We start from the raw sequence: 11,933 nt of genomic DNA, 5'->3' as shown, positions 1-11,933 counted from the left end.
TTTTCATATATCTCGTGTACTGTAGCTTTATAAAGCTTCTGTAATTGAAAAATGAGAAACACATAAACAATGATTACTGCACCTATCATTCCATTCAAACTTTGGGAATGAGGAAAATATCTAAAGGTTGCTACAAAAAACAACTGCCTAAAATGTAGACAGTTGTTTTTATTTTAATGTTCAAAAGGTAAATCTGAAGCTAACTGTACTTCTTCTTGTTGATTTGTTAATGCCTGATCTTGACCTACACCAAAAGCAACACCAGCTAGCATTGCTACTGCTACTAAACTACAAGCAAGAAATTTCTTCATGTTTATCACCCTATGTTTTGTTTTTCCTAAATATAACATGAAATCGCCCTCATGAAACATGCAATTTTGCATATTCTAACCATGCTTAATTATTTATATATTTTTTCTTACATAGCAATATCTTTTTATATGAATGTAAATCCAATAATTCAAAAAATAAGAGCGCTTTATTATAAACTTCCTCAATTTCCTTTGATGGATAGCCTAACTTTTCTAAACATTCCCCTTTTTGATAATACAATTGTCCCAGTAGTGTCATACTACCGATATTACATGAAACCTCAATAGCTTGGTTCACTTGATACAGAGCCTCATTATATTTATCACTTAAATATAATGATTTTGCATAATTATATTTCACCTTAATTATAAATTCCTCGTTATTATGTAAAGATTCTAGTTGTTTCAAGATGTTTTGAAATAAAGTTATTGCTTTTTCCAATCGGTCATTTTCTGCATAAATACTAGCTATTGAATTTTCAATATATAAGTTCTGAAATACATCCACACTACTATATTGCTGATGAATAATATTTTTCAACTCTAATACACAATATTCAAAACTAATTTTCTTTAAAACATATGCAGATAAATAATAGTACCAAAGAAGAAATTGTTTAAACTCAGGATGACTCTTTTCCTTTTTAAGTTCGTTGGAAATGATTTTATAAATTTCATCATATTGTTTTTTCTTACTCAGCAGCTGAATTTGATCTTTGAACCTTTTCTTCCTTTCAATATCAGAATAGACGAGAACCTCATAAAAGTGGGTAATCGGAACTTGTAATTTTGCTGCAATTCCTTGCAGTATGTCCATACTTGGATATACTGCACCAGATTCGATTCTGCTCACCTCTGATTGATGACATATATTTTCAGATAACTGTTTTTGCGTTAAACCCCTCATCACTCTAATCTTCTTTATTTCGCTTCCTAGCTTTTCTGCTTGCACGCTCGCTCACCATCCCATTACAGCAATCTATTCTTCTTAAGTTGTCATACAACTACAATAATGTTAATTCAATATGATTTGATATGAAATCATGCATAATATATATAAAATTCGACATTTTTTTCATAACATTCTCCTCAAATCATGTGAAAATTCATGGAGTTTTCATTGTCTTCAGTCTACTTCTCCGTTATCAATGGAAGTGATTTACACCCAAAATTTCAATAAAAATTAAAATGGCTCAGCCTAGTTTAACCATTAGAAAATTAACAAATCTCAAAATAATATAAACAAAAATATTGCTAAAATTATTTGAAAGGTGAAAGAAATGAGGCTAAAGTTCCACAAGAACAGATTATTACTAAAACACGGAGATTTTCAACTTACAAACAACGAAACGAAGTACGCCTTACAAAAACATATAAGCATGATAAGAGGTGCGATCAATGGAGTAATTACAACTATTAACGGTAAAATCCCCTAAATTTTAAATTAACAATCTAATCTTACTATAACAAATTTTTTGTCGAAAAATGAAGTAAAATCTGCATTACATCTATTAATTTAGAACGTTTTACTGAAACGGCTGTCTATAAAAAAGGAAGTTTACCAACATATAGTCAGTAAACTTCCTTTTTTATATCCATCCTTTTTCCTCTGCAATTGTAATTGCTTCAATTCTATTTTTCGCATCAAGCTTCGCTAATACGTCTGAAATATAGTTTCTTACTGTACCAGGAGAAAGATAAAGTGACTTTGCAATATCATTTGTTGCCTTTCCTTCTTTCGCTAATAAAAGGACTTCTCTCTCGCGATCTGATAACGGATTTTGTTCTTGCCATAATCCAAACATGAGCTCTGGAGAAATCTCTCGTTTTCCTTTCATCACATTGCGAACGGCTTCCGCTAACTCCTCGCTCGGACTATCTTTCAATAAGTATCCATGCACACCAGCTTTCATCGCTCTTTCAAAATAACCTGGACGTGCAAATGTTGTTAAAATCATTACTTTGCATGATGATTTCTTCCTCTGCAATGTTTCAGCAACATCTAAACCGCTTTGAATCGGCATTTCAATATCCATGATACTAACATCCGGTTGTAGCTTTTCAATTAATGTTAAAGCCTCTTCTCCATTTTCCGCTTGCCCAACCACTTCAATATCGTCTTCTAAATCAAGCAGCGCCCCCAATGCACCACGCAGCATTCGTTGATCCTCAGCAAGGATAATTCGAATCATGCTCTCACCCCGTCTTTTCCTGTTCTAATTACAATAGGCACATTCACTATTAACATCGTTCCTTGCTTCAATTTCTTTAGTTCCAATGAACCATCAATAAGTGTAAGCCGCTCTTTCATTCCTAAAATCCCGTTTCCATCATGACTTCGTTTTTGGAAACCTACTCCGTTATCTTTTACCTGCAAAATCAGTTTCCCTTGTGTTTCGCATAAAGACACTTCGCATGATGTCGCCTTACTATGCTTCACAACGTTCGTTATAGCTTCACGCAGGCACATTCCTACAATATTTTGCTCAAGTGGTGATAAGGCATGCATATTCGCCTGTTGATCTACTGCCAATGAAATATTAGCAGCTTGTAAAATCACCTTTATTTGTTCCAACTCTTCTTCTACGGTAATCATTCGCATATCAGAAATGAGTTCACGAAGTTGCTTTAAGGCAGTTCGCGATGTTTGTGTAATTTCCTTTATTTCTATGCTGGCACGCTCTGGATTCTTCACAATTAACTTCTCAACGAGCTGACTTTTTAACGTAATAAGAGATAATGTATGTCCTAACGTATCGTGGAGATCCCTTGCAATTCGTTGGCGCTCTTCACGTTTTACTAGCTCTTTAATCTGTTCATTTGCTTCATTTAATTGATTCTTTAGCATCTTTTTCTGATTAAAATTACGCATCGCAAATGGCATCATAAGCATTAAAATAAACATCGGTACTCCACCTAAAAAAGAGGTGAATGAAAAATCTTGACTAAATACTAATATGAAGACAATGACAGTTAACACTAATAAAGAAAACAATATGCGAAAGGATCTTTTTGTTGGTGCAAATGCGATTGCATTTGCTGTAAAAAAACATAAAAAAATAAGGTAAGGGCTATAAATAATCCCTAAATAAAACGCAATAAACATTTGGAAGCATGCCCATATTATAAATGTTCGTTTTACAAAATAAAGTTGCCGGTATGCTAGAACAAAAACAAAGAGCATACCGGATCCTATTACTAATTTCCAACCAGTCTCTTGAGATAACGAATAAATTGGAAATACTAAATAGACAAGCCAGACGTATGGGAAAAAACCCATATTTTTTGGAAATAGTTCAAACTGCTTCTTCTCTTTCACTCTATACCGCTTCCTGTCTTTTTCTTATATATATTGATATTACAGCAAATATGAGAAAATAACCTCCTAAAATCACGATATTTTCCAATGATATAGACTTACCAGCTACAATATCCCATGCTCCACTTCCAAAATGATATGTTGGTGTCCATTCTCCAATCGCTCTTAATACTTTTGGAAATATTTCAATTGGCATCCATAAGCCGCCTAGCACTGCCAAACTCATATTTAAAATATTAGCAAGCCCTGAAGCTGCATCAGCTTTCTTAATGGATCCAACAATTGTTCCAAGTGCTAAAAATGGGGTGACACCTAATAAAAGCCACAATCCAGCACCGATCCACTGTCCCAATGTCAAATCTACATGATTCATTACCTTGCCTACGATAAAAATAACGAGGATAGAAAAAGCATTTACTACTGTTTGGGCAATAACTTTAGCTGTTAAATATACTCCTTCTGGGAGGGGAGTAATTTTTAAAAGATGCGTCCAACCTTGTCCCTTTTCCTGCGATAGCCTTACACCGAAACTAAAAAGTGCAGTTCCTACAATACTGAAGGTTGCCATTGAAATTAAATAATGCGCTTTCCAAGCATCTCCGTTTTGTGGCACCTGAATAACATTTGTAAAAATGTAATAAAACATAACTGGCATTAATAACGAGAAAAAGATAAATAATTTATTACGAAACGTACGTAAAATTTCTATTTTGCACTGCATCCATACTACTCTCATACAATTCCCTCCTTCTGATTTGCAACAAATTGTTCAAAGGCTTCATCAAGGCTTCCACGTTCTACTGCAATATCTTGAACAGGTAAACTCTTTTGAAAAATAGCCCGCAATGTATCATCTATATTATCTGTTCTTAAAATGATGCGCTGATTATGAAACTGCACACCCGTAACATGCGGTAATTCCTTCAATAAAGCTGTTGGGATTTTCTCCTTCATAGAAAAAGAAATCGTTTTTTGCGAAATGGTTGCTTTCATTTCTTCTGGTGTTCCATCAGCAATGATTTTCCCATTTGCAAATAACAAAATTCGATTAGCTAAAGCATCTGCTTCTTCTAAATAATGTGTTGTTAAAATAATTGTTTTTCCTTCACTTGCTAGTTTTCGAATTGTTTCCCAAAATTTTTTTCTAGATGTAATATCCATACCTACAGTAGGTTCATCTAAAAATAGCAATTCTGGGTTCCCTGCAAGAGCAAGGGCAAAATTTAACCTTCTCTTTTGTCCACCTGATAATTTCTCACATCGCTGTTTTCTTTCTAATTCTAAATTCGATAACCGAAGTAACGTTTCTTTTGCAATTGGACTTGTATAATAACTACGAAATAACTCAATTGCCTCTTCTACTGTTATACTATCAATCACACTAACCTCTTGTAGCATCGCGCCAAGGCGATTTCGAACACTTTGATGTTTTGGACTCTTTCCAAATAGAGACACATTTCCTTCTGATGGCTCTTTTAATCCAAGCATCATAGAAATCGTTGTTGTTTTCCCCGCGCCATTCGGACCGAGCAATGCGACAATTTGTCCTTTCTCCACATGAAACGAAACGTGATCTACTGCTTTTTTATATTTAAATATTTTTGAAACATTATTTACTTCAATAATCTTTTCCATCTCTCTACCCCCGTTGCTTCTTATGTTTATATTGTATAAATTGGAAAACTAAGAAAACAGTATGATGCGTCATGACTTACACATGACAATTGTCACATATTCTTTATGAATAGAATCAACCCTTGTATATTGCACACAAGTAGCAGGACAAAAATAAACGTGATACAATCGGGTAAGATACATTCGAGGAAGGACAGTGGTTTTCATGATTATTCGTAATGAACAAGATTTAGAGGGTTTACGAAAAATCGGCCGTATCGTTGCACTTGCACGCGAGGAAATGAAAAAGCAAGCAAAGCCAGGTATGACAACGAAAGAGCTTGATTTAATTGGTAAAAAAGTATTAGATGAACACGGTGCCATTTCTGCACCTGAAAAAGAATATGATTTCCCAGGTGTAACGTGTATTAGTGTAAATGAAGAAGTTGCCCATGGTATCCCAGGAGATCGTGTATTAAAAGAAGGCGATTTAGTAAACGTAGATGTATCTGCTGCACTTGATGGTTATTATGCGGATACAGGAATTTCATTTGTCCTTGGAGCAGATGAAGAAAAAGAAAAACTTTGCCAAGCAGCTGTAGATGCATTTTGGGCAGCTATGAAAAAAGTAAAAGCTGGTTCAAAACAAAATCAAATTGGTCGTGCAGTTTCTAACTTTGCTCATAAAAACGGATATAACGTTATTCAAAACTTAACAGGACACGGTATCGGACTTAGCCTTCATGAAGCGCCAAATCACATTTTAAATTACTATGATCCAATGGATAACGCGCTTTTAAAAGATGGGCTTGTTATTGCTGTAGAGCCATTCATCTCTATGAAAGCGAATCATATTATTGAACGCGGTGATGATGGTTGGACATTCATTACACCAGATAAAAGCCTTGTTGCACAATGCGAACATACCATTATTGTCACACGTGGTGAGCCGATTATTTTAACACAATTACAAGACTAAAATAAAAAGGTGATTCTTTTTCAGAATCACCTTTTTTAACGGGGCGAGGCTGTTCAAATCTTGAACAGCCTCTTTTTTCATATGGATGCCTTACATATATCACTGATCATAATCATGGAATGCGAAAACATGATTATCATCTTCATAAGGTTCAAGCAATAAGAAAAAGAAATCCTAAATGGGATCTCTTTTCTCTACATAATCTAAAGTTTGGGTACACTAGATTCATGCAATTTAGGGGCTTTCAAAGAGAAAGCGAGCCTTCGATTAGAATGATAACATACATACCTCCGCCAAAAATATGCAAATATACATATTTTATAGTTCCACCTTATTTCTCAATTTAAAATAATTGAAAATACAGAAATTTTATAATAAAATAAAGGGTGTTAACCATCTTCTTTTGTCAGTCATACAGATTAGAAGAATGGGAGAGAAAAATATGAAAAGATTACTAAAGAAAAAAATAGTAAGCTCTTTGCTTGCTGCTACACTCGCTATTAGCCTCGCTCCAATCGGACAAGCAAAGGCTGATTCCCCACCAGAAACCATAAAAACTTCACCTATTACCCAACAAGTTGATGCAAATCGCGCCATCGAACACGTCCGATTCTTATCCGAAACCATCGGTCCACGCCCTGGTGGAACAAAATCAGAGCAATGGGCTTCCCGTTACGTTGGAATGAAACTACAATCACTCGGGTATGAGGTCGAATATCAACCTTTCTCTGTACCTGATCAATATGTAGGCTTTATAGACTCATCATTATCACAATCAAAAAGTTGGCAAGCTGGAGCTGCCCCAAATGCTCTTATTTCTAGTGAACCTGTTACCGCTCCACTCATTTTTGTACAAGATGGAACAGATGTAAATGATATTCCAAATGAAGTAAACGGAAAAATTGTTTTATTTGAACGAGGCGCTACGGTAACAGACTATAACAAACAAGTCGAAAATGCTGTAGCAAAGGGAGCTAAAGGTGTCCTATTATATAGCCTAATTGGCGGTCGCGGAAATTATGGGCAAACTTTTAATCCAAAGTTAACAAAAAAACAATCCATTCCTGTATTTGGTCTTGCTTATGCACAAGGGAATGCATTTAAAGAAGAACTTGCGACAAACAAAACGTTGACGCTCTCTTTAAAAGCAAGACATGAGACAAATTTACAATCTGCAAATGTGATCGCAAAAAAGAAACCAAAAAAGAGTACTGGAAATGAAAAAGCTGTCATTATAAGCTCTCACTATGATAGTGTCGTAGGGGCACCTGGAGCAAATGATAATGCTTCTGGAACAGGATTAGTATTAGAGTTAGCTCGTGCTTTTCAAAATGTAGAAACAGATAAGGAAATTCGGTTCATCGCTTTCGGCTCAGAAGAGAGGGGATTACTAGGCTCTGATCATTATGTACAAAACTTATCACAGAAAGAACGTGATCGTATTTTAGGTGTGTTCAATGCTGACATGGTTGCCACAAACTATGAAAAGGCTAAGAACTTATATGCGATGACTCTTGATGGTTCAACAAACCTTGTAACGAATGCTGCATTACAAGCTAGTAAGGAGCTAAATAATGATCTTGTTCTTCAAGGAAAGTTCGGTTCGAGCGACCATGTTCCATTTGCTGAAGTCGGTATTCCTTCTGCACTATTCATTTGGATGGGCGTTGATAGTTGGGATCCATTAATCTATCATATTGAGAAAGTATACCATACGCCTCAAGATAATGTACTAGAAAACATCTCACCAGAACGTATGAAAATGGCATTAGAAGTCATTGGCACTGGTGTTTATAACTCACTTCAAAATACAAATGTGCAAACAGAGCAAAAAGCAGCTTAATCATCAAACCACCGATTATTCGGTGGTTTTTTATTGAGAAAAAATAAATATGCATAAAAGCATATTCATTCCCTGTCTTCTTCATGTAAAATATTAGATGTAACACAAATGATTACATCTTAAAGGAGGCATTTCTATTATGAAAAACATGATTATTGCTGGAGCATTAACACTTGCAGGAATTACAGGAGCTACTGCTTTCATCCCTGAAACAAAGGCAGCAGCAGCTACACAAGAACAAAGCTTTACAAAGTTCTATTCTCTTCAATCAGGTACTAGCTCTGAAAAAGAGCCGATTTTTCTAAAAAAAGGACAGGAGCTCACAATCCATCCTAATAGTAAGACTCCTAGTTATAGCGTTTATGATGCAAATCATAATCTAATCGGACAATACTTCGATGGTTATAGCCGCATTTTCACTGCGCAAAAAGACGGAAACATGTACGTACAATATCATGCACCATCTGTTTACTATAGCCCTGTTAGTTTTTCAGTTACTTATACAATTCAATAAAAAAAAGGCAATCACAGTATGATGTGATTGCCTTTTTCATTCTTCTTTATTACATTTTTTCTGGTGCTGATACTCCTACTAATGCTAATGCATTTTGAAGTGTAATGCGCACTGCTTTCATTAATTCATAACGAGCTTTACTTAATTCTAAGTTATCTTGATTTAATACTTTTTCTGCATTGTAGAAGCTATGAAGGGCTGCTGCTAATTCAAATGCATAGCTTGTAATGCGATGCGGTAGACGTTTTTGTGCTGCTTCTGCAACGGCTGCTGGGAATTCACCAAGTTTTTTCAGTAAGTCAATTTCTTTCTCAGAAGCGATCAGTTTATAGTTTACATCTCCACCTGCATGTAATCCAAGCTCCTCTCCTTGACGAAGGATGCTGCATACGCGTGCGTGAGCATATTGTGCATAGTATACCGGGTTTTCATTTGATTTTGATACAGCTAAATCCATATCAAAGTCTAAGTGAGAATCACCGCTGCGCATTGCAAAGAAGTAACGCATTGCGTCCACGCCTACTTCTTCCATAAGTTCACGAAGTGTAACGGCTTTACCCGTACGCTTACTCATCTTCACTTTTTCACCATTTTGGTATAGTTGTACCATTTGAATAATTTCTACTTCAAGTGTTTCTTTCTCATAGCCAAGCGCTTGAATTGCAGCTTTCATACGAGGAATATAACCATGATGATCCGCACCCCAAATGTTGATTAGTTTATCAAATCCGCGCTCTAATTTATCGCGGTGATAAGCGATATCTGGTGTTAAATATGTGTAAGAACCATCTTTTTTAATTAATACACGGTCTTTGTCATCGCCGTAAGCTGTTGAGCGGAACCAAGTTGCCCCATCTTCTTCAAAGATTTCATTGCGCTCTTTTAATACAGCAAGTGCTGCGTCAATTTTACCGTTTTTGTATAATGATGTCTCAGAGAACCATACATCAAACTTCACACGGAAGCTATCTAAGTCTTTTTGAAGTTTTGCTAATTCATATTTTAATCCGTATTGACGGTAGAATTCATAGCTTTCTTTTTCATCAGCCTTTACATAGCGATCGCCAAATTCTTCAGCTAAACGTTTTCCGATTGCAATAATATCAGCACCGTGATATCCATCTTCTGGCATTTCTTTCTCTAAGCCTAATGCTTGCATATAGCGTGCTTCAACAGAAAGAGCTAGGTTGTGAATTTGGTTACCTGCATCGTTAATATAGTACTCACGAGATACGTCGTATCCTGCTTTTGCTAATACGTTACATAACGTGTCGCCGACCGCTGCGCCGCGCGCATGTCCTAAGTGAAGATCTCCTGTTGGGTTTGCAGATACGAATTCAATTTGAATTTTTTCCCCTTTACCCGTGTTTGTTTCACCGTAAGCTTCACCAGCTTTTACAATCGTTGGAATTAAATCTGTTAAATAACTGTTATCCATATGGAAGTTAATAAAACCAGGCCCAGCGATTTCAATTTTTTCAATAGAGGCTTTTGCTTTATCAAAGTTTGTAATTAACTCTTCTGCAATCATACGAGGAGCTTTTTTCGCAACGCGCGCTAGCTGCATTGCCATATTTGTAGAGAAGTCACCGTGTGTTTTATCCTTTGGAGTTTCCAATATAACATTTGGAATTTGTTCTTCTGTTGCTAATTCTGCTTTTAATACAGCAGCTTTAATTTCTTCTTTAATCAATTCTTTTACTTGTTCTAAAGAGTTCATTATTTTGCCTCCTTTAAATTAATCGTAATTGTATATCTGCCAGCTTCTTGTTCACTTAGAAGCAATGCGTACGCTAAAAAGAGCTGTCCTTTTTTCTTTTCATCCGACCATTTAAAAAGAACATTATCCGTTTTTGTTTGCAATGCAAACGTGCCAAGTTCACTCTTATATGTACCAGTTGTCCATTCACCCTTTACATGCGTTTGACGCATTGAAACGACACCTGACCTCATAATGAGCACTTGTCCATCTTGAATTTTAATTATCGTCTTCACTTCGCCTTGTTCATTTGGCTCCTGGAATGTTACATATGTACTTTCACCTTTTACATAGTATTGACCATTTGCCTGAAAAGCAACGGTTTCCTTACGTGCCCCTTCACGGATTTCTGTGACGAAATGAACATTCACCGGCAAGCCTGCAAGTTGTTTTTCCACGTCTTGCACACCTTTCAACATTATTATAGATATTAAAATAAATCACTTTTCCTATCATATCAAAAAAAACCCATATCTGTCTGCTGAAAAATCAGGAAAACTCCTTTTCGTAAAATAATTCATTCTTTGTTTCCTTTATATGTTAAAATAACCACTAAATCTAAATATTCTATCATTTAAGGAGCGATAAACATGTTGCCACAAAAATTAAAACAAGGTGATGAAATCCGAGTCATTTCACCTTCATGTAGTTTAAGTATCGTTTCTCATTACAATCGTAATCTCGCAATTGAAAGATTAACAAATATGGGCTTTCAAGTTACATTCTCGAAACATGCTGAAGAGATAGATCGATTCGCTTCCTCCTCTATTTCTTCAAGAGTTCAAGACATCCATGAAGCATTCTCTGATCCGAATGTAAAAGCCATTTTAACGACACTTGGGGGATATAACTCTAATGGCTTATTGAAATATCTCGATTATAATCTCATTCGTGAAAACCCGAAAATTCTTTGCGGTTACTCTGATATTACCGCTTTAAGTAATGCAATTTATAAAAAAACAGGTTTAGTTACATATTCAGGCCCACATTTTTCATCATTTGGAATGAAACACGGGCTCGACTATACGATAGATTACTTTTTAAAGTGCCTTACTACTAAAGATGCGATAGAAATAATCCCTTCTAAAACTTGGAGCGATGACCTATGGTATATCGACCAAGAACAGCGAGAATTTATGAGTAACGAAGGATATATTTCCATACATGAAGGGGAAAGTACTGGCGAGATTGTTGGCGGAAATATGAGCACTTTTAATTTATTGCAAGGCACACCATATATGCCAAGCTTACGTGATAAAATTTTGTTCCTTGAAGAAGATGATTTAACAGGTAAATCTACCATTCAAACTTTCGATCGCTATTTACACTCTCTCATCCAACAGCCTGAATTTGAACATATAAAAGGCATTATATTAGGAAGAATGCAAAAAGGAGCAGAGTCTACTATAGAGGACATTCGAGAAATGATTGATTCAAAACCTGAACTCACACATATTCCTGTCATTGCTAACGCTAACTTTGGACATACAACTCCTATTTTTACTTTTCCGATTGGTGGGCGGGTAAAAATGATTTCGCATAAAACAAGTTCGTCGATTACAATTTTAAAGCATGAATAAAGGAGCGAACCCCT

At 35.6% G+C, this 11,933-nt stretch carries 12 protein-coding genes; 4 read left to right on the top strand and 8 right to left on the bottom strand.

Translation table 11 applies throughout. From position 1 onward, the window contains the following. Positions 1–173: 173 nt before the first annotated feature. The 6 genes from MR058_RS17470 to MR058_RS17445 all read right to left on the bottom strand — a co-directional run bounded on the left by MR058_RS17470 (position 174) and on the right by MR058_RS17445 (position 5,265). Entirely contained in the window at positions 174–311 is a 138-nt protein-coding gene (locus MR058_RS17470) for a quorum-sensing peptide PapR (RefSeq protein WP_012096314.1), read from the bottom strand. A gap of 85 nt (positions 312–396) precedes the next feature. After that, positions 397–1,263, bottom strand: coding sequence for a helix-turn-helix domain-containing protein (locus MR058_RS17465; protein WP_242145169.1), 867 nt, complete (start codon positions 1,261–1,263; stop codon positions 397–399). Between the two features lie 637 nt (positions 1,264–1,900). Then, entirely contained in the window at positions 1,901–2,503 is a 603-nt protein-coding gene (locus MR058_RS17460; RefSeq protein ID WP_242145168.1) for a response regulator transcription factor, read from the bottom strand. Further along, positions 2,500–3,630, bottom strand: coding sequence for a sensor histidine kinase (locus MR058_RS17455; protein ID WP_242145167.1), 1,131 nt, complete (start codon positions 3,628–3,630; stop codon positions 2,500–2,502). Before MR058_RS17455 ends, MR058_RS17460 begins: the two co-directional genes overlap by 4 nt. Position 3,631: 1 nt before the next feature. Then, positions 3,632–4,366 (bottom strand): ABC transporter permease, encoded by a 735-nt coding sequence (locus MR058_RS17450; RefSeq protein ID WP_242145166.1) that lies wholly within the window; start codon positions 4,364–4,366, stop codon positions 3,632–3,634. Next, positions 4,363–5,265 (bottom strand): ABC transporter ATP-binding protein, encoded by a 903-nt coding sequence (locus MR058_RS17445; RefSeq protein WP_242145165.1) that lies wholly within the window; start codon positions 5,263–5,265, stop codon positions 4,363–4,365. Before MR058_RS17445 ends, MR058_RS17450 begins: the two co-directional genes overlap by 4 nt. A 205-nt stretch (positions 5,266–5,470) precedes the next feature. On the opposite strand from MR058_RS17445, the gene map reads away from it, so the two are divergent. The 3 genes from map to MR058_RS17430 all read left to right on the top strand — a co-directional run bounded on the left by map (position 5,471) and on the right by MR058_RS17430 (position 8,580). Further along, positions 5,471–6,223, top strand: coding sequence for a type I methionyl aminopeptidase (gene map, locus MR058_RS17440; protein ID WP_242145164.1), 753 nt, complete (start codon positions 5,471–5,473; stop codon positions 6,221–6,223). 442 nt (positions 6,224–6,665) lie between these two features. Then, on the top strand, positions 6,666–8,066 hold the full coding sequence (locus MR058_RS17435) for a M28 family metallopeptidase (RefSeq protein ID WP_242145163.1): 1,401 nt from the start codon (positions 6,666–6,668) through the stop codon (positions 8,064–8,066). A 139-nt stretch (positions 8,067–8,205) separates the two neighbouring features. Further along, positions 8,206–8,580, top strand: coding sequence for a hypothetical protein (locus MR058_RS17430; RefSeq protein WP_242145162.1), 375 nt, complete (start codon positions 8,206–8,208; stop codon positions 8,578–8,580). 49 nt (positions 8,581–8,629) lie between these two features. Here MR058_RS17430 and argS read toward each other — a convergent pair whose 3' ends face one another. Then, on the bottom strand, positions 8,630–10,300 hold the full coding sequence (argS, locus tag MR058_RS17425; protein ID WP_242145161.1) for an arginine--tRNA ligase: 1,671 nt from the start codon (positions 10,298–10,300) through the stop codon (positions 8,630–8,632). Beyond that, a complete protein-coding gene (locus MR058_RS17420; RefSeq protein ID WP_242145160.1) occupies positions 10,300–10,737 on the bottom strand; it encodes a YwiB family protein in 438 nt (145 codons plus the stop codon). Before MR058_RS17420 ends, argS begins: the two co-directional genes overlap by 1 nt. Positions 10,738–10,929: 192 nt before the next feature. On the opposite strand from MR058_RS17420, the gene MR058_RS17415 reads away from it, so the two are divergent. Next, the gene (locus MR058_RS17415) at positions 10,930–11,919 is read left to right on the top strand and encodes a S66 family peptidase (protein ID WP_242145159.1); all 990 of its coding nucleotides are present in this window, start codon (positions 10,930–10,932) and stop codon (positions 11,917–11,919) included. The last annotated feature ends 14 nt before the right edge of the window (positions 11,920–11,933 follow it).

The sequence above is a fragment of the Bacillus cereus group sp. BfR-BA-01430 genome, assembly GCF_022663115.1.
Taxonomy (GTDB): domain Bacteria; phylum Bacillota; class Bacilli; order Bacillales; family Bacillaceae_G; genus Bacillus_A; species Bacillus_A cereus_BD.
Note: the sequence above shows the minus strand (reverse complement) of the source record. Positions and strands in the feature narration are given on the sequence as shown.

Coding starts and splice junctions, on each gene's coding strand:
- MR058_RS17470 (WP_012096314.1), bottom strand. CDS start 311: ATGAAGAAATTTCTTGCTTGTAGTTTAGTAGCAGTAGCAATGCTAGCT.
- MR058_RS17460 (WP_242145168.1), bottom strand. CDS start 2,503: ATGATTCGAATTATCCTTGCTGAGGATCAACGAATGCTGCGTGGTGCA.
- MR058_RS17450 (WP_242145166.1), bottom strand. CDS start 4,366: ATGAGAGTAGTATGGATGCAGTGCAAAATAGAAATTTTACGTACGTTT.
- MR058_RS17445 (WP_242145165.1), bottom strand. CDS start 5,265: ATGGAAAAGATTATTGAAGTAAATAATGTTTCAAAAATATTTAAATAT.
- map (WP_242145164.1), top strand. CDS start 5,471: ATGATTATTCGTAATGAACAAGATTTAGAGGGTTTACGAAAAATCGGC.
- MR058_RS17435 (WP_242145163.1), top strand. CDS start 6,666: ATGAAAAGATTACTAAAGAAAAAAATAGTAAGCTCTTTGCTTGCTGCT.
- MR058_RS17430 (WP_242145162.1), top strand. CDS start 8,206: ATGAAAAACATGATTATTGCTGGAGCATTAACACTTGCAGGAATTACA.
- argS (WP_242145161.1), bottom strand. CDS start 10,300: ATGAACTCTTTAGAACAAGTAAAAGAATTGATTAAAGAAGAAATTAAA.
- MR058_RS17415 (WP_242145159.1), top strand. CDS start 10,930: ATGTTGCCACAAAAATTAAAACAAGGTGATGAAATCCGAGTCATTTCA.